This window comes from Litoribacter ruber, assembly GCF_018449405.1.
GTDB lineage: Bacteria > Bacteroidota > Bacteroidia > Cytophagales > Cyclobacteriaceae > Litoribacter > Litoribacter ruber.
Map to the genome: position 1 here is coordinate 281,139 of NZ_JAHCMY010000001.1, position 22,461 is coordinate 303,599.

At 43.5% G+C, this 22,461-nt stretch carries 19 protein-coding genes; all 19 read left to right on the forward strand.

All coding sequences use genetic code 11. From position 1 onward, the window contains the following. Positions 1-16: 16 nt before the first annotated feature. The 19 genes from nrfD (at position 17) to KI659_RS01380 (ending at position 22,430) form a co-directional block, all read left to right on the forward strand. Positions 17-1,381, forward strand: coding sequence for an NrfD/PsrC family molybdoenzyme membrane anchor subunit (gene nrfD, locus KI659_RS01290; protein WP_213943530.1), 1,365 nt, complete (start codon positions 17-19; stop codon positions 1,379-1,381). Between the two features lies 1 nt (position 1,382). Continuing rightward, the gene (locus KI659_RS01295) at positions 1,383-1,913 is read left to right on the forward strand and encodes a DUF3341 domain-containing protein (RefSeq protein ID WP_213943531.1); all 531 of its coding nucleotides are present in this window, start codon (positions 1,383-1,385) and stop codon (positions 1,911-1,913) included. A gap of 15 nt (positions 1,914-1,928) precedes the next feature. Continuing rightward, entirely contained in the window at positions 1,929-2,552 is a 624-nt protein-coding gene (locus tag KI659_RS01300; RefSeq protein WP_213943532.1) for a c-type cytochrome, read from the forward strand. 5 nt (positions 2,553-2,557) lie between these two features. Next, a complete protein-coding gene (locus KI659_RS01305; RefSeq protein WP_213943533.1) occupies positions 2,558-3,844 on the forward strand; it encodes a quinol:cytochrome C oxidoreductase in 1,287 nt (428 codons plus the stop codon). A 24-nt stretch (positions 3,845-3,868) separates the two neighbouring features. After that, positions 3,869-4,903 carry a cytochrome c oxidase subunit II gene (locus KI659_RS01310; RefSeq protein ID WP_213943534.1) on the forward strand — a complete coding sequence of 345 codons (1,035 nt, stop codon included), beginning with the start codon at positions 3,869-3,871 and terminating at the stop codon, positions 4,901-4,903. 21 nt (positions 4,904-4,924) lie between these two features. Next, positions 4,925-6,808: a cytochrome c oxidase subunit I gene (locus KI659_RS01315; RefSeq protein ID WP_213943535.1), complete on the forward strand. Its 1,884-nt coding sequence runs from the start codon at positions 4,925-4,927 to the stop codon at positions 6,806-6,808. Further along, positions 6,792-7,868: a COX15/CtaA family protein gene (locus tag KI659_RS01320; protein ID WP_213943536.1), complete on the forward strand. Its 1,077-nt coding sequence runs from the start codon at positions 6,792-6,794 to the stop codon at positions 7,866-7,868. The genes KI659_RS01315 and KI659_RS01320 overlap by 17 nt, the downstream gene beginning before the upstream one ends. Further along, a complete protein-coding gene (gene cyoE / locus KI659_RS01325) occupies positions 7,865-8,770 on the forward strand; it encodes a heme o synthase (RefSeq protein ID WP_213943537.1) in 906 nt (301 codons plus the stop codon). Before KI659_RS01320 ends, cyoE begins: the two co-directional genes overlap by 4 nt. Continuing rightward, positions 8,770-9,351, forward strand: coding sequence for a cytochrome c oxidase subunit 3 (locus KI659_RS01330; protein WP_213943538.1), 582 nt, complete (start codon positions 8,770-8,772; stop codon positions 9,349-9,351). Before cyoE ends, KI659_RS01330 begins: the two co-directional genes overlap by 1 nt. A 28-nt stretch (positions 9,352-9,379) precedes the next feature. Beyond that, on the forward strand, positions 9,380-10,156 hold the full coding sequence (locus KI659_RS01335) for a cytochrome c oxidase subunit 3 (RefSeq protein ID WP_213943539.1): 777 nt from the start codon (positions 9,380-9,382) through the stop codon (positions 10,154-10,156). A gap of 20 nt (positions 10,157-10,176) precedes the next feature. Beyond that, the gene (locus KI659_RS01340; RefSeq protein ID WP_213943540.1) at positions 10,177-10,506 is read left to right on the forward strand and encodes a cytochrome C oxidase subunit IV family protein; all 330 of its coding nucleotides are present in this window, start codon (positions 10,177-10,179) and stop codon (positions 10,504-10,506) included. A gap of 98 nt (positions 10,507-10,604) precedes the next feature. Next, entirely contained in the window at positions 10,605-11,270 is a 666-nt protein-coding gene (locus KI659_RS01345) for an SCO family protein (RefSeq protein WP_213943541.1), read from the forward strand. After that, a complete protein-coding gene (locus KI659_RS01350) occupies positions 11,257-11,811 on the forward strand; it encodes a DUF420 domain-containing protein (protein WP_213943542.1) in 555 nt (184 codons plus the stop codon). Before KI659_RS01345 ends, KI659_RS01350 begins: the two co-directional genes overlap by 14 nt. Positions 11,812-11,860: 49 nt before the next feature. Next, complete coding sequence (locus KI659_RS01355; protein WP_246535248.1) at positions 11,861-12,127, forward strand: hypothetical protein; 267 nt, start codon at positions 11,861-11,863, stop codon at positions 12,125-12,127. Between the two features lie 67 nt (positions 12,128-12,194). After that, positions 12,195-15,911 carry a sensor histidine kinase gene (locus KI659_RS01360; RefSeq protein ID WP_213943543.1) on the forward strand — a complete coding sequence of 1,239 codons (3,717 nt, stop codon included), beginning with the start codon at positions 12,195-12,197 and terminating at the stop codon, positions 15,909-15,911. A 20-nt stretch (positions 15,912-15,931) separates the two neighbouring features. After that, positions 15,932-19,390 (forward strand): hypothetical protein, encoded by a 3,459-nt coding sequence (locus KI659_RS01365; protein WP_213943544.1) that lies wholly within the window; start codon positions 15,932-15,934, stop codon positions 19,388-19,390. A gap of 125 nt (positions 19,391-19,515) precedes the next feature. Continuing rightward, positions 19,516-20,220, forward strand: coding sequence for an SDR family oxidoreductase (locus KI659_RS01370; RefSeq protein ID WP_213943545.1), 705 nt, complete (start codon positions 19,516-19,518; stop codon positions 20,218-20,220). Between the two features lie 6 nt (positions 20,221-20,226). Continuing rightward, a complete protein-coding gene (ispG, locus tag KI659_RS01375) occupies positions 20,227-22,212 on the forward strand; it encodes a (E)-4-hydroxy-3-methylbut-2-enyl-diphosphate synthase (protein WP_213943546.1) in 1,986 nt (661 codons plus the stop codon). Positions 22,213-22,238: 26 nt separating this feature from the next. Further along, positions 22,239-22,430, forward strand: coding sequence for a DUF6728 family protein (locus KI659_RS01380; RefSeq protein ID WP_213943547.1), 192 nt, complete (start codon positions 22,239-22,241; stop codon positions 22,428-22,430). Positions 22,431-22,461 lie beyond the last annotated feature (31 nt).

The window sequence follows — 22,461 nt, forward strand, 5'->3', positions numbered from 1 at the left end:
AATAATTTTATAAGATATGCAGGTTACTTCATCCGTGCGCGAACCGTTAGTTACGGGCGGTAAAACTTACAAAGACGTCACCAGTGACGTGTCCCGACAAGTGGAAGGCAAGCCGACTGTTGGCTGGCTACTTGGAATGGCCGTTTCACTTGGAGCACTTTTATTAGGAAGCATTGCACTGGTAGCTACCCTTTGGGAAGGTATCGGTATGTGGGGATTAAATAAAACCGTAGGCTGGGCCTGGGATATCACCAACTTCGTATGGTGGGTAGGTATCGGTCACGCTGGTACCTTGATTTCAGCGGTTTTGTTGCTTTTCAGACAGAAATGGAGAACCTCCATTAACCGTGCTGCTGAGGCGATGACCATCTTTGCCGTTATTTGTGCGGCCATGTTCCCGATTATTCACATGGGTAGACCTTGGTTGGGTGCATATTGGGCCCTTCCTTTACCAAATACATTCGGTTCTCTTTGGGTGAATTTTAATTCCCCTCTACTTTGGGACGTATTTGCGATCTCTACTTATTTCTCTGTATCCTTGGTATTTTGGTACATCGGTTTGATCCCAGATTTCGCTACCATTAGAGATAGAGCGACAGGGATCAGAAAAACCATTTACGGAGCGTTGAGCTTTGGTTGGGATGGCGCTGCCAAGACTTGGATGAGATACGAAGCCGTATCTTTGATCCTTGCCGGTCTTGCTACTCCTCTTGTACTTTCAGTACACACCATTGTATCCTTTGACTTTGCCACTTCGGTAATTCCAGGATGGCACACCACGATCTTCCCTCCATACTTTGTGGCGGGTGCGATCTTCTCAGGTTTTGCCATGGTATTGACCCTGATGATTATCACCAGAAAGGTGTTTAAACTTGAGGATTACATCACCATCGTGCACATCGAATTGATGAATATTGTAATCATCATCACAGGTTCCATCGTAGGTATCGCCTATATCACTGAGTTCTTCATCGCTTGGTACTCAGGAGTGGAAGCAGAGCAGTACGCATTCGTTAACCGTATGTTTGGACCTTACTGGTGGGCATACTGGTCAATGATGACTTGTAACGTGATTTCTCCACAGCTATTCTGGTTCAAGAAAATCAGAACTTCAATTGTGGCAACTTTCATCCTTTCTCTAGTAGTAAACATCGGGATGTGGTTTGAGAGATTTGTGATCATCGTAACCTCCCTTCATAGAGATTTCTTGCCTTCTTCTTGGGTAATGTTCTACCCGACTTTAGCAGACGTCGGAGTATATTTGTTCACCTTCGGGTTGTTTTTCACATTGTTCTTGTTGTTTGCCAAATTCTTCCCGGTAATCAACATGGCTGAGGTGAAATCAGTATTAAAGTCTTCATCAGAAAAAGTAAAAAGATAAAATGGAAAGAGATAAAAATTTTGTCCTCGGTATTTATGATGATGAGGATGTGTTGTTGAACGCAGTGACCCAGATAAGACAGAATGGCGTAAAGATCCATGAGGTTTACTCGCCTTATCCGGTGCACGGATTGGAACATAACCTAGGGTACAGAAGAAGTAGATTGCCTATTGCCGCGTTTCTTTTCGGATTGTTGGGTACCACATTGGCCTTGACCATGCAGTTTTATATGATGAAATTTGACTGGCCAATGATCATCGGTGGTAAGGATCACGCAGCTTTCCCTGACTTTATCCCAGTTACTTTCGAATTGACCGTTCTTTTGGCGGCATTCGGTATGGTGGGGGTATTCATGGTGAGCAGCAACCTAAAGCCTTGGGGCCAGCCTAGAATATTTGATATCAGAAGTACCGATGACAAGCATGTCATGGCTATCGACCTGGTAAACAATTCGCACCTTGAGCGTGAGAGAATTGTGGAAGTACTGAAAGCTTCTGGCGCTACAGAGGTGAATAACAAAAGTTTTGAATAGGTAATCCTTGTAGATATGAAATTTACTAAATCAATATATTTATTAGCTGTAATGGGGGTATCCTACGGGTTAGCCTCATGTAGTGCCTCAGGTGACCATCCAGGGACAGAATATGCTCCCCAGATGTATCACTCGGTAGCCTATGAACCATTGACCCAAATCAGGGATACAGATCAGGGGAACTGGTTGTCAAACAGAGAAGATGAAATAGGGGAATTCCATAACAGTAACCCTAACAACCCACACGGAATGAACATGAGGGAGCCTGCTCCCAATACCGTTCCGAGAAACAAAGATGAGTTTTTGCCATATAGATTGGGTGTCGATGATATCGAAGCATCTAATGATATTACTAACCCTCTGGAGCCAACCGATCAGGTAATTGCTGAAGGTAGACAACTTTACACGCAGTATTGCTCTACTTGTCACGGTCCAGGTGGTGAAGGAGACGGACTTGCCGGCGAGGTAGTCGGTGGTGTTGCCAACCTTAAGGGAGGTGCATACCTAGAGCTGTCTGAAGGACACATTTTCCATGTAATTACACATGGTAAAGGAAGAATGCTTCCTCACGGTTCTCAGATTTCTATCGACAGAAGATGGAAGATTGTTCACTATGTTAAACAAGAAATTCAGAACTAATAATAATGGCGCATCAAACTAACTATAATCTAGATCAGAGATTTGATTTTACAGCCGCCACCAAGAAGGCAATCTTCATCGTGGGTGGAATCGGAGCTGTACTTTTAATCTTGGGTATCATCTTCGCCGCTATGGGCGGAGACCATGGCCATGGCGATGACGCCGGTCATGCTTTCCACTGGACGCAGAGGCTGTTTGCCAACCTTTGGATCAACAATGTTTACTTTGTAGGTATTGCCATTATTGGGGTGTTCTTCTTTGCTATTCAATATGCCGCTCAGGCAGGTTGGTCAGCAGGTTTGTTGAGAATTATGCTTTCATTAGGCTACTGGTTGCCAATCGGTGCCGTGCTTATGATAGTTTCTTTCTTCGTGGTAAATCACGACATCTTCCACTGGACTCACGCTTACTTGTTCGATATCAATGATCCTCACTATGACAAGATCATCGATGGAAAAGGAGCATACTTTTACTGGCCGATGGAAAAAGGTTCTTTCCCAATCTTCTATGTGGTAAGAATGGTTGCTTTCCTTGGTCTTTGGTTGTTCTTCTTCAACAAGCTTAGAACATTGAGCTACGGTGAGGACTTGAAGTCAACTGGACACAACTGGTTTACGATCAGAAAATGGTCTGCTATTTTCTTGGTAGTATTTGCCGTAACTTCCTCTATCAGTGCTTGGGACTGGGTTATGTCAATTGACACTCACTGGTTCTCTACACTATTTGGTTGGTATGTATTCTCTTCTTGGTTCGTAGCTGGACTTTCGGCAATGACTTTGATCGCTATCTTCCTTAGAGAAAGAGGCTACTTGACCATGGTGAACGAAAACCATATCCATGACATGGGTAAATTCGTCTTCGCCTTCTCTATCTTCTGGACTTACCTCTGGTTCTCTCAGTTCTTGTTGATCTATTATGCCAATATTCCTGAAGAAGCAGTGTACTTTGTAGAGAGATTGGAAAGTGATATCTATAGCCCTTGGTTGTTTGCCAATTTGATTTTCAACTTTGTGCTTCCGTTCTTTGTATTGATGACAAGAGATTCCAAGCGTCATTCTATCTTCTTGAAAGTAGTTTGTACTCTAATTATTGTAGGTCATTGGATTGATCACTTTATGATGGTTCAGCCTGGAACTCTGGGACATAATGGTGGTGTTGGATTCATGGAAATAGGTATGTTCCTAGTGTTTGGAGCTGCAATGACTTTCGTGGTGTTGACTGGTCTTGCTAAGCATAACCTAGTTGCCAAAAACAACCCGATGTTGGAGGAAAGTTATCATCATCATATTTAAATTTTATCCGAAAAAAGTAAAATTATGTACGGATTTCTTATAGTACTTGGCCTTTTATTGTTAGTCTCCGTCATCTGGATGGTGTACAGGGTGCAGACTTTGGTGTCTGTGATGAAAGGCTCAGAAAAGAAAATTGCCTCAGGAAGCAACAAGGTGAACGCAGCCATGTTCATGGTATTCCTGATACTTTCTTTCATACTTATGGCTTGGTATTCTGTCAAGGAATTTGACAACTATCAATTGCCGATAGCCTCCGAGCACGGTCAGATCACAGATAACCTTTTCTGGATCACCATGGCGGTTACTGGCTTTATCTTCATTCTTACCCACATCTTGCTATTCTGGTTTCCTTATAAGTACCAGTATGAGGAGAACAAAAGAGCAGCTTATTATCCTGATAACAACAAATTGGAAATTATCTGGACACTTGTTCCAGCATTGGTCCTAACTGTTTTGGTTATCTCTGGATGGAGAGCCTGGAAGGATATCACTTCACCAGCACCTGAAAACGCCCACGTTATTGAATTATTGGGTTACCAGTTTGCCTGGGATATCAGATATGCGGGTCAGGATAACCAACTCGGTAGACATGACTTCAGGTTGACTAATGCGACTAATTCTAGAGGTGTAGACTTCACAGACGAAAACGCACTGGATGATTTTGAATCAAACAGAGTGGTAATCCCTAAAGGCGAACCGGTTCTTTTTAGAATCCGTGCCCGAGATGTATTGCACTCCGTGTTTGCCCCTCATATGAGACTTAAAATGGATGCGGTACCAGGTATGCCAACCAGATTCTGGTTTACACCTACCAAAACTACTGCTGAGATGAGAGAGGAGACTGGCAATCCAGAATTCGAATATGAAATTGCCTGTACAGAGGTTTGCGGTAGCGGTCACTTCTCCATGAGAAGAGTCATCGAGGTGGTTACTCCTGAAGAGTACCAACAATGGCTAGCTGAGCAGAAGCCTTTTATCGTTCAGAATCCTGATTTAGTGGCTAACCTTCCTGCAGATAAGAAGAAGGTAGCTGAAATCATGATTGAAGAAAATAAGTAATTAAGATAATATATAGATATTATGGCAGTAGTTAATACAGCAACTCACGGTGACCACGCTCATGAAGTTCATGACGATCACCATGATAACTTCATAACGAAGTATATCTTTAGTACTGACCATAAGATGATCGGGAAGCAATTTTTGGTGACCGGTATCTTTTGGGCTTTAATTGGAGGTTTCCTTTCTATCTTGTTTAGACTTCAGCTAGGCTTCCCCGAAATGGATATGTCTTTCCTTAGACCTATCCTAGGTGGATGGATTACTGAAACTGGTGAATTGGATCAAAATTTCTACCTAGCTCTTGTGACCATGCACGGTACCATCATGGTATTCTTCGTATTGACCGCAGGTCTTAGTGGTACTTTCTCCAATTTCTTGATTCCATTGCAGATTGGTGCCCGTGATATGGCGTCAGGCTTCATGAACATGCTTTCTTACTGGTTCTTCTTTGTATCTGGTTTGATCATGTTTGCTTCTCTTTTCTTGGAGAAAGGTCCCGCCGGTGGTGGTTGGGTAGTTTACCCGCCTTTGTCAGCTCTTGAGCAGGCTATCCCAGGTTCTGGTATGGGTATGACCCTTTGGTTGATCGCAATGGTATTCTTTATTGCCTCGACGCTATTGGGTGGTATCAACTATATCACTACTATTATCAACATGAGAACAAAGGGGATGACTTTTGCCAGACTTCCTTTGACAATCTGGTCATTCTTCCTTACTGCAGTTATCGGCTTGCTTTCTTTCCCAGTATTGTTTGCAGCTGCTTTATTGCTAGTATTTGATAGAAGTTTCGGTACTTCATTCTACCTGGCTGATATCTACATCGGTGGTGAGGCGCTTCCTCACACAGGTGGTAGCCCGGTTCTTTACCAACACTTATTCTGGTTCCTTGGTCACCCTGAGGTTTATATCGTATTGCTTCCAGCATTGGGTATCACTTCTGAGGTAATTGCTACCAACTCCAGAAAACCAATCTTTGGTTACAAAGCCATGATTATTTCCATGTTGGGTATCACCATCCTATCTTTCGTAGTATGGGCTCACCACATGTTCGTGTCAGGTATGAATCCTTTCCTTGGATCTGTATTCATGTTCTTGACCTTGATCATTGCGGTACCATCGGCAGTAAAGGTATTTAACTACCTTACTACGCTTTGGAGAGGAAACTTGATCTTTACTCCTGCGATGCTTTTCTCAATCGGTCTAGTATCCTTCTTTATCTCTGGTGGATTGACAGGTATTTTCCTTGGTAACTCCGCTATTGATATCCAACTCCACGATACTTACTTCGTAGTAGCTCACTTCCACTTGGTAATGGGTTCTGCATCTTTCTTCGGTCTTATGGCGGGTGTTTACCACTGGTTCCCTAAGATGTTTGGTAGAATGATGGACAGCAAATTGGGTTACATCCACTTCTGGTTGACTTTCATCGGAGTTTACATGGTATTCTTCCCAATGCACTACATCGGTATCGCAGGTTTCCCTAGAAGATATTACTCTTGGACTAACTTCGACTTCGCCAACATGTATACTGACTTGAACATGTTTGTGTCCATAGCAGCTATTGTAACATTTGCTGCTCAGTTCATCTTCTTGTTCAACTTCTTCTACAGCATGTACAAGGGAAGAAAAGCACCTCACAATCCTTGGAGATCCAATACGCTTGAGTGGACTACGCCAATCAACCCAGGTCACGGTAACTGGCCAGGTGAGATCCCTTCTGTTTACAGATGGCCATACGATTACTCTAAGCCAGGCTCTGCAGCGGACTTCATTCCTCAGACTGTTCCATTGTCTGCCACTCCTGAGTCTAACCTTCCTCACGAGGAGGAGCTAGTGAAGCTTGAGAAGCAAATCATGGCAGAAGAAGGCCAAGTGTTGGTAGCTAATGAATCAAACAAATAAAAAGATAAGCAGCTTTCGCAAGATATCCCTGATATCTGTGATAGCTGTTTATTTCCTAATATTGGTAGGAGGGGTTGTCAGAAGTACCGGATCCGGTATGGGCTGCCCCGATTGGCCGAAATGTTTTGGGAGCTGGGTTCCACCCACAAGTGTGGATCAGCTCCCAAAAAATTATCAGGACATCTACCTTCAAAAGCGGCTTGACAAAAACGAAAGATTTGTCGCCATGCTTACCTCATTAGGCTTTGATAGAAAAGCCGAAGAGATTAAAAATGACAAATCAATCCTTATCGAGGAAGAATTTAATGCTACCAAAACCTGGATCGAATATGTAAACAGGTTGATTGGGGCAATAATTGGATTATTGGTAATTGCCACCTTCCTATATTCTCTTCCGCTATGGGGCACGGATAAGGCCTTGCCGATACTATCCTTTGCCAACTTGCTTCTGGTTATCTTCCAAGGCTGGATAGGTTCGATAGTGGTGTCGACTAATCTGTTGGAGTGGATGATTTCACTTCACATGGTATTGGCCTTGGTGATTGTCTGTTTGCTGCTGTATATACATTACAGGGCTTACCGACTGGCTTATCCGATAGTGTTTAAGACCGAAAAGCCCAACAGGCTGTTTTACCTGCTTGGGGTTGGCTTTATCCTGATGATTATCCAAATCGTATTGGGTACGCAGGTGAGGGAGGAAATAGATGCTATAGCCTTTAGGTTTGGGAACCTGTTCAGATCTGAGTGGGTTGAACACCTAGGAATCAATTTCCTGATCCATCGGTCCTTTTCTCTGGTGTTGTTGGGAATTCATTTGGTATTCATTTATAAGGTTTACAAGTATTCTGTAAGGTCTGCAAGTATCTTTAAATGGTCCCAAATATTAATTTTGCTCATTCTATTCGTGATTATCACAGGTGTGGGATTGGCATATTTTGGAATACCTGCATTTTTGCAGCCTTTCCATTTGTTGCTAGGCTCCTTGATAGTGGGGCTGCAGTTTGTGATTCTTCTCTTATTAAATGATCAAAAGAAAATAGTAGAAAGCGTTAATTCATGAGAACAGTAAATCTTAGTGAAAACCTGCTTTTAGATTTAATTACATCTAGAAGCAAGGCTTATTACGATCTAATCAAATTCAGACTATCGGCAGTAGTCACATTTTCTGCCGGCTTTGGGTTCTTCCTAGGCGATAAAGGTTCAATTTTCTCCTGGTCCGCCTTCTTTGCGTTGGTCTTGGGAGGATTCCTAATCAGCGGTGCCTCCGGTGCCTTCAACGAAATCCTCGAAAGGGATTATGACAAGCTGATGAAAAGAACCCAAAATAGACCACTTCCCCTCAATAGCATTTCCTTGCAGGAAGCCATCTGGTTTTCCAGCATTATTGGCATCTTGGGCATTTGCATTCTTTGGGTTTATACCAACCCATTGACCACCGGCTTGGGTGTGCTTAGCATGATTTTATACGTGTTGGTTTATACTCCTTTGAAAAGAGTAGGACCGATAGCCGTATTCGTGGGAGCCCTGCCTGGAGCTATGCCACCACTGTTGGGCTGGACTGCTGCTACCGGGACGATAGGTTATGAAGCCATGATTCTTTTCGGAATTCAGTTTATCTGGCAGTTTCCCCACTTTTGGGCGATTGCTTGGGTAAGTGATGAGGACTATAAAAAGGCCGGATTCAAATTGTTGCCTAGTGGAGGGAAAAAGGATTTGAACACAGCTATTCAGATTATGATTTACACCCTGTTCTTGTTGCCATTGGGCTTGTTGCCTACCTACTTTGGCTTGACGGGTTTAAATTCCGGAATTGTAGCCACTATCTGCGGCGCTTTGTTTTTGGCGCAAACCTTTTCTCTGATGAAGGATTGTTCTAGAAAGTCGGCCCTAAAGATCATGTTTGGTTCTTTTCTTTATCTGCCGATAGTTCAGATTGCTTATATGCTTGATAAAATACCATAATGGAAGAGAGATTAGAATATATTGAGGGGGCTGAACAACCCATATCCATGCATCCCAAAAAGTTTGCATTGTGGTTGTTCATCGTGAGTACTGTGATGGTGTTTGCTGCATTGACTAGTGCTTATATAGTGCGTCAGGCAGAAGGCAATTGGTTGGAGTTTAATCTGCCATCTGTGTTTTATTGGACTTCAGCGATCATTGTATTGAGTAGTGGCACCATGCATTGGGCATACACTGCTGCTCAAAGGGACGATATGAAAATTCTTAAACTTGGGATGGTGTTGACCTCCATTCTCGGAGTGGCGTTTTTGGTCGGCCAATGGTATAGCTGGGTGGCACTTGTGGATAGGGATGTCTACTTTGTCGGAAATCCAGCCGGATCATTTCTGTATGTTTTTACAGGTCTGCATGCATTACACTTGATTAGTGGTGTGATATTTCTGATTATTGTGTTAATTTCGTCCTTTAAATATAAAATCCACTCCAAAAGCATGACCCGAATGGAGATGTGCGCCACTTATTGGCATTTTCTTGGAGGCCTATGGATTTACTTGTTCATGTTCTTGTTATTGAATCATTAAAATATAATTTTAGTTAATTTTAAAATTTATGTCTACAGCGACAACATCGATTAATTTGAGTTCCAAGAGAGGAATTTGGGGTGGTGGAAACGAGCCACTTAAAGCAAGTTACGGGAAACTGATGATGTGGTTTTTCCTGCTTTCTGATATTTTTACTTTTGCTGCATTCTTGGTAGCTTATGGAGCAATCAGGGTAAGTTACCCTCCCTATGCGGGACCAGCTGATTCCTTCGTAGGATCAAATGAATATTGGCCAGTACCGGAAATGGTGTTTGACGCTATTCCATTTGTACACGGCATCCACGCCCCGTTGGTGTTTGTTGGTTTGATGACCTTTATCCTTATCATGAGTTCCGTGACTATGGTATTGGCAGTGGAAGCTGGACATAGAAATGACAGGAAAGATGTTACCAAGTGGTTGCTTTGGACAATTGTAGGTGGTGTTACCTTCCTTGGCTGTCAGGCTTGGGAGTGGGGTCACTTCATCCATGGAACTGACGGTGGAGCCACCATCACTTTCATCGGTAACTTTGGTAATATGATCACCGAAACCGTTTATGGAGCAAACCTAAGTGTGAACGAATATGGCCCGGCAGCTTTTGCCCAACTGTTTTTCTTCATCACCGGATTCCACGGATTCCACGTGACCATTGGTGTTTTCTTGTTGTTCCTTGCCTTTTATCAGGCTGCTGTAGGGGTATACGAAAGAAGAGGCCATTATGAAATGGTAGAAAAAATTGGATTGTATTGGCACTTTGTTGATTTGGTATGGGTATTCGTATTTACCTTCTTTTACCTTATCTAACCTTAAAATTTTAGAAGACTATGGATATTCAAGATAACAAAAGCACCTTGGAAGTAGCTCCACGTAATGCGGAGAAGATCAAAAAAATCTGGAAGATTGCGGCCATCCTATTGATCGTAACTTTGATTGAATACGTTTTTGCCTTCAACATGGAAAGAGGCATATTGCTTTATTCTATCTTCATCGGCCTTACTTTGGTGAAAGCCGGTTATATCATGATGGAGTTTATGCACCTTAGAGATGAAGCTAAAGTTTTGGTTTGGTCAATCATGTTGCCACTGATCTTTTTGATCTGGTTGGTGATCGCTCTTTTGAGAGAAGGAACTGACATCTTCTTGCTAAGATGGTAAGCGTCCATTTGCTATAGAGATTTACAAAAGTTAGGTTGGAGGGGAATCTTCAACCTTCTTTTTTGTTAAAGAGTAAACAATAGAAGTGCAGGATTAAAATGAAACCAGTTCGCGTCTTACAATTCATGGTATTAATGTGCATCCTGATGATACCGGTGTTGATCATCGTATTTCTCAGGACCTTTGGTACCAACAACTATGAAATCCCAGTATATTATGAAAATGGGGTAGATAATGCTTATGCAGAGTGCCCAGTTTCTGATGAGCAGCATTACATTCCAGAATTCACCTTTACTTCGCACTTGGGAGAAGCCATAGGCAGAGAGGATATGAAGGATAAGGTTACCATCGTGGATTTCTTTTTCACCAGCTGTCCCAGCATATGTCCTGCGATGAGCAATGAAATGGAAAGGGTGCAGGATGCTTTTAGAGATAATGATGATGTCCAAATCTATTCCATCAGCATTGACCCTGAATATGATCAGCCTGAGGTTTTGGCTGAATATGCAGAGAGGCATTTGGCCAAACCAGGCAAATGGCATTTTCTTCACGGCGATAAAGACCAAGTGTATGATCTGGCAAAGTGTGGTTTTATCTTGCCCACCATTGACGGGATGGGCGAGCCTGATGACTTTGTTCACAGCGATAAGTTTGTGCTGATAGACGGGGAAGGCAGGATCCGCGGGTACTACAGCGGTACCACACGAGAGCAAGTGGATGAATTGATTTTAGAAACCAAGATTTTATTAAATGGAAGCAAATAATATTACATCTCCAGCCGGGGAAAAGAAAGTTTACGGCTGGATTGTTGCCATATCTATAGCGGTTCCCATCGTGGTAGCCATCCTGTTGTTCATGCCGGCCAAGCTGGATCTGGCCCAGGACTGGGTCTATTTCCTTCCTCACCTCAATGCGGTGATCAACAGTGCTGCTACAGTGGCGTTGCTGGTGGGCTTATATTTTATCAGGCAAAACAATATTCCAGCCCACAAAGCTTCCATGACCACAGCCTTTGGATTGGGTGCGGTGTTCCTGGTGTCATATGTAGTCTACCACGCTAGTGCCCCCAGTACCACGTTTGGCGGAGAGGGTGTGATTAGGACAATATATTATGTAATATTGATTACCCATATCCTTTTGGCGGCGATTGCCCTGTTCCCGATTTTGCTGGCTTACTATTTCGGTATGGCCGGCAATTACGTGAGACATAAGAAGGTGGTGAGGTACGCCTATCCCATCTGGCTGTATGTCACTATTAGCGGGGTGGTGGTGTATCTGATGATCAGCCCGTACTACGGGGGATAAACTAATTTTAGAATTTCAGCGTTTTGATACTGATTGACCAAAAGTTGCCATGTTAGCAAAAATCACAAAGAAAATATCCATACTTACAGGCGTCATCTTTCTCTTGGTGGCAAAAGCCAACATTGCCTTTGCCCAGTGTGCCATGTGTAGGGCCACGGTAGAAAACAACGTGAGCTCAGGGGAGACTTCAGTGGGCGCTGGCCTGAATTATGGGATCATGTACCTGTTTGCCGCCCCCTATATATTGGCAATGGTTATTGGGTATTTTTGGTATAAAAATTCAAAAAAGAGGAAGCTGCAAACCTCGAAATTTTAACATTCCTAGATAAAATTGAAAAGCAAAGTTTGAAAATCAACTTTGCTTTTTTACTTTTAGCGAAAATATGCTAAAGAAAAGACGTTTAATCTTATTTATAGCCATCGCCTCCCTGGCTGTATTACTGGGAGTAAATTTTTTTACTACTACGGACAAGACAGACGAGGAGCAGGCCGCTTTCGTCAACGCCCAAATGAATAAGGTGGTTGACGAATTCGACGATGACTATATTACCCTGTTGATGAATAACCGTCCTGATAAGCAGGTTTCTTTCAGGACACTTAATATTCCCACAAAACACCCCTTTTACTTATTTACTGTAAACGGAGGGCTCCTCTATTGGTCTTCTATCACCATGATCCCTGAGATTGATGGGTTGGACCTGACACGAAAATATCAGCTATACGAAAATCAAAAAGGCATTTATTTTATCAAGCTCAGAAAAATCAACCGTCTCGGGCAATTGTTTTGGATGGTGCAGGTATACACACTATATGATAAAATAGATATCAATAATGAATACCTGGACAAAGGTGAAAACCCTGATGTCTTCGGGAATGACCGGTTTATTCTTTCCTCAACTCCAAAAGAGGGCTATCAGGATCTCTATAAGGATAATGGTGAGTATTATTACTCCATACTTTTCAGAACCGGCTACCAGCATGTGAGCTATCAGACGGGAACAGTAGTTCTGGTGTTTTTCTTTTCTATTATGGGCTTGGTGATCATTCTAGGGAGTGATTTTGTGAGGACTTTATGGAAAAAAGGGAAGCAAAGCCTGGCTATCATCTATTCAGCTATTATTTTGATCAGTATCCGGGCGATAATGATATTCTTTCATTTCCCCCAGGAATACTTTGATACGCAACTTTTCAACCCGTCTAAATATGCCTCTTCCCTGATTAACCCCAGCTTGGGAGACTTGTTGCTGAATGTGCTGACAGGGGCCATATTGCTCTTCCTGATGATTGCCATGCTGAGCCGGAAGGTCTATCTTGTCCAGTTTTTCAAATTCAAGCGGCAGTATAAAGAGTGGTTTTTCCACTACGTGAGCTTCTTATTGTCCACTATCTTATTGATGCTGTTTTTTAGATTATTCACCAATATTGTGAATAATTCCCAATGGGAGCTCAACATACTTACCGTGCCAACCTTTACCTATTTTCAGGGCATTAGCCTGTTCATCATCTTTTTGGGTGGTGCGGCATACTTGCTTTTTACCCTGATAGCGATTACGATGGTATTGTATAAAAACAAAACCAGCCGAAGGTCTGTACTCACGCATCTGATGATATTTTCTGTACCAATTGTGGCTTACTTAGGGTACGATAACCTGACGCTTCTGGTGGTTTACCTGGCCCATGTCATACTATTGGTGTCCATCATCACCTTTGAGCTTCACAAAAATGTTTTCAAACTGGATTTCAATACATTCCTGACCTTTTTCTATGGATGCCTTATAGGTGCCATCATTACCGGAGCGGGAGCATACCAAGATAATCGTAAAAAGGAAATACAGTCCAAGATCAAATATGCCAACCAGCTGATGGTTGAAAACGACATCATGGCTGAATTCCTGCTTTCTGAGGCCATGAATAACATTGAGGAGGATTACTTCATCAAATCCAGGATGAGCGATCCTCTGCAGTCTAAAGATCCCATAGAGCAAAAGATTCGTCGGGTGTTCATGAGCAATTATTTCGACCAATATGATCTCACGGTCAAAATATTCAACACCCGCGGCGAACTGATTTCCCAAAGGGAAACGGAGGAAACCTTGGAGGATTACCGCTTCCAGCATATGAAGAGTGATTATGCCACACCGTTTAGGAATCTATACTTTATCAGAAATACGGCAGAAACGGGCAGCAACAGGTTTTATTCTTTTGTCAGCCTTTACAGTGATGACCAGTTTTTGGGGACCATCTTGCTGGAACTGGTTCAGAAGAGTGTACAGCCCTCGAGTGTATTCCCCAAACTACTGCTTGACCGGGAATATGCCAACAATCTCTATGCGGAAAAGTATGATTATGCGGTCTTTGAGGACGGGATTTTCAAAATGAGTGTGGGGATCTATAATTACAGAAATCCCGAGAACGAGAACTTGATTGAAAATCCGGCTCTGTACACCACTGGAGTGTATAAAAACAACCACCATCATTTTGGGGTAAAAGGGCCCACCAAGACCATAATTGTGACCTCACCTATATACCCGTCCAATTATGTACTGGCCGATGTGTCGCTGTTCTTTGTTGCCTATTTGCTTTTTACGCTGATCTGTATCTTGGTGTACTCCTTGTTCCAGGGTTTTGGCCGTCTGCAATTCAACTACACCACCCAGTTGCAGTTTTACATCAACTTTGCCTTCTTCTTCCCGATGTTGATCATCAGTATCATTTCGATTGGGCTTTTGACCAATAGCTATACGGATGACCTGCACCGTCAATACTTCAACAAGGCGACCATCATCCGGAATAACCTGGCCTCTTACCTGGAGGAACAGACCAAGGGCGCTATGGATAGGGAGCAATTCCTAGAGGAGGTGCACCGACTGGCAGGTACCACGGGCACGGATATAAATGTGTACATGCCCAATGGGCGATTGATGGCAACCAACCAGCCCAGCATTTTCGAGAAAAAAGTATTGACCGACTACCTGCACCCATTGGCAGTAGGGGAGATTTTGGAAACCCAGAATAACCGCCTCATCTTGGATGAACAGGTGGGGAATCTGAATTATAAGACCGTTTATCTGGCATTAAGGGATAATGAAAGGCAAAGGATTCTGGGTATTATCTCCATACCGTTCTTTGAATCGGAGAGTGAATTGAACATGGTGATTGCTGATGTGTTCAGTAACATCTTGAATATTTTTGTAGTCATTTTCGTCATATTCCTCGTGGTATCATTCTTCGTGTCCAAGCAGTTGATCTTTCCATTCCGTTTGTTGACGGAAAAATTGAAGGCGACAAATTTGGAAAGTAACGAGCCTATGTACTGGCCCGGTAAGGATGAGATTGGCTTGTTGGTCAATGAATATAACAACATGCTATACAAGCTGGAATCCAGTAAGAAGATCCTGGCAAGCACGGAAAAAGAATCCGCTTGGAGAGAAATGGCCAAGCAAGTGGCGCATGAGATTAAAAATCCGCTAACTCCGATGAAGCTAACGCTTCAGCATATGCTAAGGCTGCAAGCTGCAGGACAGATAGAAGATACAGTCCAGATCGTGCGGCCTGTGGAAAGTTTGATCCTTCAGGTAGATACTTTGAGCGATATTGCTACTTCCTTCAGTACATTTGCCAAAATGCCTTTGCCTCAGAGTGAGCCGATCGACTTTAAGTTTGTGGTTCACGAGGCGGTGGAGTTATTCAAAAATAATGAGAAAGGCAAGGTCTGCTTCCAGGATGACACCGTTGAAAAGATCATATCCATTATTGGGGATGAAAAACTCTTCAGCCGTATTATTTCCAACCTGATCATAAATGGTATGCAAGCCGTACCAGATGATAGGGTGCCAGAAATCTTTGTGCACTTGACTTCCAAAAACAGCTATGTGAAGCTGGAAATCAGGGATAATGGTAAAGGAATACCGGAAGAGCTCAAGGATAAAATATTTGTTCCTAACTTCAGTACCAAATCAGAGGGCTCTGGACTCGGCCTGGCCATCGCCCGAAGAGGAGTGGAGACAGCAGGTGGAAAAATTTGGTTTGAAACAAAATTGGGAGAAGGAACTTCTTTTTACCTATCATTCCCTAAAATATCCATGAAATTACTACATTAGCGGTGAGTTAGTGTAGTAATATGATTTGGGCAAGGCATTTTTTTAAAGGGTGTGCGCTTCTGCTTTTGGTAGTTTTTTCGGCGACAGCTCAGGACAATTCCTGCCGTTGGTTGGGTAAAGACGACCTGCTGATAGGGGTGCGTTTGGACTCCCTCACGGTGATGCCCGAAAGTATCGCTTTTCAACATGCCGATTCCGCCCAATTTGCCCATTCTTATAATCTAACTACGGGGATTCTTAAGGTTGAATCTCTTCGTGGCCAAGACTCCTTGCAGGTCTGCTATCAAACCCTTCCCTTTGATTTGGGTAAAAAATTTGCCCATAGGACACTGGCTGAACATTATGATTCAGCTGCCTTATTTAAAGACAATAGGATAAAGGCCTCGGAGGTGTTTGACTTCCGAGAGGAGATTTTCCCAACGTCCAACCTTCAAAAGTCAGGAAACCTTACCCGTGGTATTTCATTTGGCAACACCCAAAACGTATTTGTAAACAGTGCCCTCAATCTTCAGATGGACGGCCAGCTTGCCGACAATCTGTATGTCAGGGCCAGCATTACCGACCAAAATGTGCCCTTCCAGCCCGAAGGCAATACCCAGCAGCTACAGGATTTCGACAATGTGTTGATTGAGCTGTATAATGATAAAATGAGCCTTGCAGCTGGAGATGTGGTGCTGCAGAACAGGCCCTCAGATTTTTTGAGGTATTACAAGAACGTGCAAGGGTTACAGTTTACAACCGGCTATGACGTGGGCGAAAATTGGAAAGCATCCACCCAGGTAGCTGCTTCCATTGCAAAAGGGAAATTTGCCTCAAGCGAAATCCCCATCTTGGAGGGTGTGCTTGGCCCTTATAGGATTCGAGGACCCCAAAATGAACGCTTTGTCATCATCATGGCCAATTCTGAAAAGGTTTTTTTGGATGGAAGGCAATTGAAACGAGGTTTCAACTACGATTATGTGATTGATTACAACCAAGGAGAAATAACTTTTACCACCAATGTCCTCATCACGCAATACTCCCGGATAAGGATAGATTTTGAATATGCGGAGCGGAATTTTCAGCGCTCCATTTTGTCAGCCAACCATACTCAGGAAAACAAACATGTGATGTTCTACCTCAATTATTACAAAGAGGAGGATAACCGAAACCGCCCCTTGTTTTTTGAATTTTCAGATCAGGATAAGCAATTGCTTTCCTCTGTCGGTAACAACATTGCCCAAGCCGTAATCCCAAGGGTAGACAGCACTGCCTTTGATCCAAACAGAGTGATGTATGAACGCCGAATGAGAGAAAATGGGGAGGTATTCTATGTCTATAGCACCGCTGCGGAGGAAGCACGATTTATTCCCAGCTTTCTGCAGGTTGGCAGGGGCAATGGGGATTACGTGAGGCGCCAGCAATTGGCCAATGGGGTAGTTTATGAATTTGTGGAGCCGATCAATGGGGTGAGGCAGGGGGATTATTCCATTCAAGCGCCGCTGCCTGCCCCAAGCAAAAAGGAAATGGTTACTGCCGGTACCGTGGTGAAATTGGGTTTGTATGAGCAATTCTATTCAGAGGTTGCCCTTTCTACCAATGATCAAAACCTGTTTTCGGAAATTGATAACAATGAGAATAAAGGGTATGCCTTTAAGTCTGGGCTAAGGTCTCAAAATAGAAGGCTGGGGTTACTCCCTGATTATTCGTTCAAGGGACAGGCGGAAGTAGAATATAATTCGGTAAACTTTTCATTTATAGACAGGGTCAGGTATATTGAATTTGACAGGGATTGGAGTTTGCAACAAGAAGATTTGATGTTTGCCGCTTCCGAAAAACTGTTTTCTGCTCAGGCTGAGGTGGTGAAGGATGCGGATAATCTATTATCGTATAGGGTTAACCTCCGAAACCGTGGTGAGGTGCTAAATGGATACCAGCAATTGGCCCAATTCAATCAGCAGATTGGGAACAGAGTGTTTTTGAGGAATGAATTTTTCAACCTCAACAGCCAGATCAGGCAGTTTCAATCCGACTGGATCCGGTACCGGGGGGATGTTTCCTATAGAAGCAAAATCTTCGTTCCGGGTTATAGTTACCATGTGGACAAAAATGCGGTTTCGGCAATTGAAAGTGACAGCGTGGTATCCACAGCCATGAATTTTGAAGAGCATAAGTTTTTCATTCGCAGCAATGACACTTTGCCCTATACTTTTTTTGCCGACGCTTCTTGGAGGGAGGACTATTTTCCGATTCAGGGAGAAATGTTGCCTGAGACAAAAGCTTTTACTACCCAGTATGGGTTGCAGCGAAAATTTGGGGTACATGACCTAAAGGGGACCTTCACTTATAGGCAGATGGAATATGTGAGTCGGGACTTGCCAATGGAGACCACTATCATGGGCCGATTGGATTATTTGGGAAGTGCCTTTGCCCACAACCTGCGAAATGAACTGAGCTATGCGATAGGCAACGGTAGGGAACTGAGAAGGGAGTTTGTATTTGTGCCAGTACCCCCTGGCGAAGGGACCCATACCTGGCGGGATGATAATGGGGATGGAATTCAACAATTGAATGAATTTTATATAGCCATCAATCCAGAGGAGAAAAACTTTGTGAAAATCTTTGTGCCCACAGATGAGTATATTCAGGCCTATAACACAATTTTTAATTACCGGTTAAACGCCAAATTTCCTGATGCATGGAGAAAAACCGCTGGGGCCAAGAAGTTTCTTTCCAGATTTTCGAATAACACAAGTTGGAATGTGGACAAGAAAGTGACGGCCAATGATTTACGCAGCCGTGTAATTCCCCTGGCCAATGGCATCGCTGATGAAGACCTGGTGAGTATCCGTCAATCCATCCGGTCATCTGTGTTTTTTAACCGTGCGGTGACCAAATATGGATTTGACCTTTCCTTGTTCAATAGCCAGTTTAAGCAATTGTTGTCTGGGGGATTTGAGGATATGATACAGCAGGATCTGAGGCTGAATTCACGTTATCAGTTGAGTTCGCTTGTCAATTTGCGGATGATGGCCAACAGGGGGCAAAGGGCCGCTGCCTCGGACTTTTTGGATAACCGCAATTACACGATTGCCCAGCATGGGTATGGGCCGGAATTGGCCTTTCAGCCCTCTTCGGTATTCCGTACGACTGCCAATTATACCTTTACAGGGAAAAGAAATCTGGAAAATATGGAATTTGAGGAGGTAGCCTCCCTGCATCAGATGGGGCTGGATGTAAGATTTGCAAGGGCCATCAAAACAACCCTGAATGCCAATTTCAATTATACTTTTATCAATTATAATGGGGAGGCAAACTCGCCCGTAGGGTATGAAATGCTACAAGCCCTGACTCCCGGCAACAACTTTATCTGGAATCTCAATTGGCTGCAAAAGATCGGGGAGGGGCTGCAGCTGAACATGGTGTATGAAGGCAGAAATTCTGAGGGATTGGGGCGGATTATCCATGTGGGAAGAATGCAGGTGTCTGCGTTGTTTTAAAAGTGTGGATGGGTAGATTAAGTCATTTTTTCTTTCTCCATGATCAGGATGATCTTATTCCCAAAAAAATGATAACTTTGCCTTCTGCAAATAGTTAGTACACTAACAGTTAAAACAACAACAAAATGTCCAAAAGCATACTGGTGACCGGTGGTACCAAAGGCATTGGCAGAGCCATTATTTTTAAATTTGCAGAAGCGGGTTTTGATATTTACACCTGTTCTAGAAACGAATCCGAGCTTCAGCAGCTTAAGGAGGAGGTTGAAGGGACGTTTTCGGGCATTAAGTTAAGGTATCAGCAAGCCGATTTTTCAAATATGGAGGAAGTGGCCAGATTTGCTGACTGGGTAAAAAGCCAAACCATCCCGGATGTGCTGGTGAACAACGCCGGTGTTTTTCTGCCTGGGTCCATTCACAACGAGCCGGAGGGCAATTTTGAGTTGATGATGCATACCAATCTTTTTTCAGTGTATCATTTAACCAGGGCGTTTACCCAGGAAATGATGGAGCGAAAAAGTGGGCATATTTTCAGTATGGGGTCCATTGCCGGGTTGACTGCCTATGCCAATGGAGGAACTTATGCCATTTCAAAGTGGGCACTATTGGGTTTTACCAAGTGTTTAAGACAAGAGTTGATGGAATACGGCATCAAGGTGACTTCTGTGATGCCGGGAGCCACCCTCACGGCAAGCTGGGAGGGTGTTGACATTCCGGAAGAGCGATTTATGAAAGCTTCTGATGTAGCAGAGGCCGTGTGGTCAGCCTACAACCTTTCCCCGCAGTCAGTAGTAGAAGAAATAGTGATCAGGCCTCAATTGGGCGACATTTAAAATAAGATGGATACGAAGAATTTAATTGAAAAAATAAGGTACTGCAACAGCCTTACTTCTTATTCAAGAAGAAAAACAATCCCCGTAAGTGTAGGAGATGTGATGATAGGAGGGGATAATCCAATCGTGGTGCAGTCTATGACTACTGTGGATACCATGGATACAGAGGGCTCAATAGAGCAGTGTATCCGCATGGTGGAAAGTGGCTGCGAACTGATCCGCATCACGGCCCCTAGTATGAAGGAGGCCGAAAATCTAAAGAACATTAAGGATGGACTAGCCAAGAGAGGGTATCACGTTCCTTTGGTAGCGGATATTCACTTTACTCCCAATGCCGCCGAGATAGCTGCCAAGATTGTGGAAAAAGTCCGTATCAACCCGGGAAATTACGCAGATAAAAAGAAATTTGAGGTTCTTGAGTATACAGACGAAAGCTACCAAGAAGAGCTAGACCGTATCAGGGAGCGTTTTTTACCTTTGGTGCGGATCTGCAAAGAGCATGGTACGGCCATGCGTATCGGGACCAATCACGGGTCTTTGTCGGATAGGATAATGAGCCGTTATGGGGATACTCCCCTTGGTATGGTGGAGTCGGCCTTGGAATTTTTGAGAATCTGTGAGGATGAAGGATTTTACCACATTGTAATTTCCATGAAATCCTCCAATACGCAGGTGATGGTTCAAGCTTATAGACTTTTGGTGCAAAAGCTGGAAGAAGGCGGGTTCAAACCCTATCCATTGCACCTGGGGGTGACTGAAGCCGGTGACGGTGAGGATGGCAGGGTGAAGTCGGCCGTGGGCATTGGGACGCTTTTGGAAGATGGTCTTGGAGATACGGTTAGGGTATCTCTTACAGAGGATCCTGAATTTGAAGCGCCTGTAGCGCAGGCATTGATAGACCGCTACCAAGCCAGAGCTGAGCATGAAGCCATTTCTGATATTGAGGGATATCCAATAAACCCATTTGAATACACTCGTAGAGTGACCAAGGAGGTTTTTAATATCGGAGGAAGCAATGTGCCAAGGGTTTTGGCGGACCTGTCTTCCTTTTCAGAAGTGACCATTAAGGATCTGAAAAACATTGGACATTTTTATCTGCCTGAGCTGGATAAGTGGAAAATGAATGACCAGGGGGCTGATTTTGTATTTACATACAAGAATCCAATTCCATTTATGCTTCCCAATGGCTTAAAGGAAATCCAGCATTTCAGTAATTGGAATAGCCAGGATTCTAATAAATTTCCAGTTTACTCCCTTCAGGAGTTTAAAGTCGCCGAAAAGCTTCATCCTTCTCTTAATTTTCTACTAATTGAAGATAAAGAAACGGCGACGTTAGCACAGGATTTAGCTGGAAACACGAATATCGTATTGATCCTTTTCACCCAGAATAGGCACCAAATGCCTGCACTGAGAAGAGCGATGGTAAACATTATCGAGCAAAACCTTCAATTGCCGGTGATTTTCAAAACCGATTACCAAGGCCTGGATAGTGACCAAACGATGCTATATGCCGCCACTGATTTTGGGGGCTTGCTAATTGACGGGCTTGGTGATGGTGTGATGATGGGAATGAGCGAAGTAGGTGGAAGATCCCGTGAAGAAAGTCTTTCTCAGGTCAAATTGCATAATTCGGTCAGCTTTGGAGTATTGCAGGCTGCTAGGACGAGGATGTCCAAAACTGAATACATCAGTTGCCCTTCCTGCGGACGTACCCTATTTGACTTGCAAGAGACCACTGCCATGATCAGGAAGCGCACAGATCACCTGAAAGGGGTGAAAATCGGGATCATGGGCTGTATTGTCAACGGGCCGGGTGAAATGGCTGATGCCGATTATGGGTATGTTGGATCCGGAAAGGGCAAGATTACCTTGTATAAAGGCAAGGAGGTCATGAAAAGATCAGTCCCTTCAGAAAAAGCGGTAGATGAGCTAATCAACATTATCAGAAAAGATGGACAGTGGATTGAACCTGAAACAGAGCGCTTGGGTTAATAGGTAAATAGAAGACATCGGTAATTATGGCTAAAAATAGAATTCAGGAGTTCTTTCAGCTTGGTGAAGTTGGGAATTACTTCTTCAGAGTATTCAGAAAACCTGATCCCAACCAAAAGTCCAATTTCAACCTCAGGATGATGCATGGAATTAATAAAATATCCATTCTTGTGTTTCTCTTTGCGGTGATATTTTGGATCATTAAGCGATTAATGTAGTTAAAATATTATAAGGCAGGGATGCTCTCCC

Coding starts and splice junctions, on each gene's coding strand:
- KI659_RS01310 (WP_213943534.1), top strand. CDS start 3,869: ATGTACGGATTTCTTATAGTACTTGGCCTTTTATTGTTAGTCTCCGTC.
- KI659_RS01370 (WP_213943545.1), top strand. CDS start 19,516: ATGTCCAAAAGCATACTGGTGACCGGTGGTACCAAAGGCATTGGCAGA.
- KI659_RS01300 (WP_213943532.1), top strand. CDS start 1,929: ATGAAATTTACTAAATCAATATATTTATTAGCTGTAATGGGGGTATCC.
- cyoE (WP_213943537.1), top strand. CDS start 7,865: ATGAGAACAGTAAATCTTAGTGAAAACCTGCTTTTAGATTTAATTACA.
- KI659_RS01295 (WP_213943531.1), top strand. CDS start 1,383: ATGGAAAGAGATAAAAATTTTGTCCTCGGTATTTATGATGATGAGGAT.
- KI659_RS01320 (WP_213943536.1), top strand. CDS start 6,792: ATGAATCAAACAAATAAAAAGATAAGCAGCTTTCGCAAGATATCCCTG.
- KI659_RS01350 (WP_213943542.1), top strand. CDS start 11,257: ATGGAAGCAAATAATATTACATCTCCAGCCGGGGAAAAGAAAGTTTAC.
- nrfD (WP_213943530.1), top strand. CDS start 17: ATGCAGGTTACTTCATCCGTGCGCGAACCGTTAGTTACGGGCGGTAAA.
- KI659_RS01305 (WP_213943533.1), top strand. CDS start 2,558: ATGGCGCATCAAACTAACTATAATCTAGATCAGAGATTTGATTTTACA.
- KI659_RS01365 (WP_213943544.1), top strand. CDS start 15,932: ATGATTTGGGCAAGGCATTTTTTTAAAGGGTGTGCGCTTCTGCTTTTG.
- KI659_RS01360 (WP_213943543.1), top strand. CDS start 12,195: ATGCTAAAGAAAAGACGTTTAATCTTATTTATAGCCATCGCCTCCCTG.
- KI659_RS01315 (WP_213943535.1), top strand. CDS start 4,925: ATGGCAGTAGTTAATACAGCAACTCACGGTGACCACGCTCATGAAGTT.
- KI659_RS01340 (WP_213943540.1), top strand. CDS start 10,177: ATGGATATTCAAGATAACAAAAGCACCTTGGAAGTAGCTCCACGTAAT.
- KI659_RS01380 (WP_213943547.1), top strand. CDS start 22,239: ATGGCTAAAAATAGAATTCAGGAGTTCTTTCAGCTTGGTGAAGTTGGG.
- KI659_RS01335 (WP_213943539.1), top strand. CDS start 9,380: ATGTCTACAGCGACAACATCGATTAATTTGAGTTCCAAGAGAGGAATT.
- KI659_RS01355 (WP_246535248.1), top strand. CDS start 11,861: ATGTTAGCAAAAATCACAAAGAAAATATCCATACTTACAGGCGTCATC.
- ispG (WP_213943546.1), top strand. CDS start 20,227: ATGGATACGAAGAATTTAATTGAAAAAATAAGGTACTGCAACAGCCTT.
- KI659_RS01330 (WP_213943538.1), top strand. CDS start 8,770: ATGGAAGAGAGATTAGAATATATTGAGGGGGCTGAACAACCCATATCC.
- KI659_RS01345 (WP_213943541.1), top strand. CDS start 10,605: ATGAAACCAGTTCGCGTCTTACAATTCATGGTATTAATGTGCATCCTG.